The following is a 1,143-nucleotide window of genomic DNA, read 5'->3' as shown; positions in this document are numbered from 1 at the left end:
GCACACAACATGAAGAAAACCAACCGTGCCATCTTGTTTTGACTTATCCTCATATCCCCATCGATGTGCACCTCGGGTTGTTTGATGAGCCAAGCCAGCGTTACTGCCCTGCCGGGGTTTACGAAGTGGTCGAAATTGATGGGAAAGTGAAGTTTCAAATCAACGCCGCGAACTGCGTACATTGTAAAACGTGCGATATAAAAGATCCGTCACAAAACATTACGTGGAAGACGCCTGAAGGCGGTGGCGGGCCTAATTATCAGAATATGTAGTCAATAGAGCATGATAGCACCGTGTCTATCATGCTCTGTCTTTCAAGGGTGAAGCAAAATCGAGGACTTAAACCTCTACTCCTGCTTCATCTTCTTCCACAATATCTGTTTCTTGACTTGCTTCCGCTAGCCACTTTTGTACCGCTTGGCTTGCTAGCACTTTTTGCTGGTAAGCTTTAGCGCCTTGGGACAATTCAATGCCATAAGTTTCAAAGCGCAACGCAACCGGTGCATACATAGCATCGGCAATCGACCACTCTCCAAACAAAAAAGCGTCTGGGAACTTTGCCATTTGCTCAGACCAAATTGCGTCTATGCGTGCAATATCCTTTAGTGCTCCATCGCTCAGATCTACTTTTCGACGTGCGCGACAGTTCATCGGTAACTCATTTCTCAAATCAAAAAAGCCCGAATGCATTTCAGCCGAAATCGCGCGCGCTTTCGCTTTGTCCGCTACATGGCTTGGCCACGCCTTTCCTTGTAGGTACTGCTCGTTTACATATTCCAAAATAGCTAAGGAATCCCAAACCGTGACTTCGCCATCAACCAATGTTGGCACTTTGGCCGTTGGTGTTACGCTCGCCAGCTTGTCGTAGAAGTCTTCAGTAAACAGCGTTAGCTTAGTCACAGCCAATTTTAAATCGTATTGAGAAAAAATGAGCCACGCTCGCAATGACCAACTTGAGTAGTTTTGATTCCCGATAAAGAGTTGCATTGTTGCCTCCATGCCAAATGGTGTTGTTATTAATTAAAGCGTGAAATCACAATATCTGATTGTTTTATTTCAAACTAACGGATAGTTTTGATGGAACACTTCAACAAAAACGATGGATAGAAAAGAATATGGATATTGACGCGCTGCGCAGCTTTC

General features: G+C 44.8%; 2 protein-coding genes. One reads left to right on the top strand and one right to left on the bottom strand.

What is annotated here, in order from left to right:
- On the top strand, window positions 1-272 hold a 272-nt coding region (locus R7Q38_RS24260; protein ID WP_318114629.1), incomplete at its 5' end, for a 4Fe-4S dicluster domain-containing protein.
- 67 nt (window positions 273-339) lie between these two features.
- Here the strand turns inward: R7Q38_RS24260 and R7Q38_RS24255 are convergent.
- A complete protein-coding gene (locus R7Q38_RS24255) occupies window positions 340-987 on the bottom strand; it encodes a glutathione S-transferase family protein (protein WP_318114626.1) in 648 nt (215 codons plus the stop codon).
- Between the last annotated feature and the right edge of the window lie 156 nt (window positions 988-1,143).

It is taken from the genome of Vibrio sp. Vb0598, assembly GCF_033338935.1.
GTDB lineage: Bacteria > Pseudomonadota > Gammaproteobacteria > Enterobacterales > Vibrionaceae > Vibrio > Vibrio alginolyticus.
The sequence above is the reverse complement of the archived record's forward strand: the minus strand, read 5'-3'. Positions and strand labels throughout refer to the sequence as shown.

Excerpts from the sequence above, each read along its gene's own strand:
- R7Q38_RS24255 (WP_318114626.1), bottom strand. The coding sequence starts at position 987 with ATGCAACTCTTTATCGGGAATCAAAACTACTCAAGTTGGTCATTGCGA.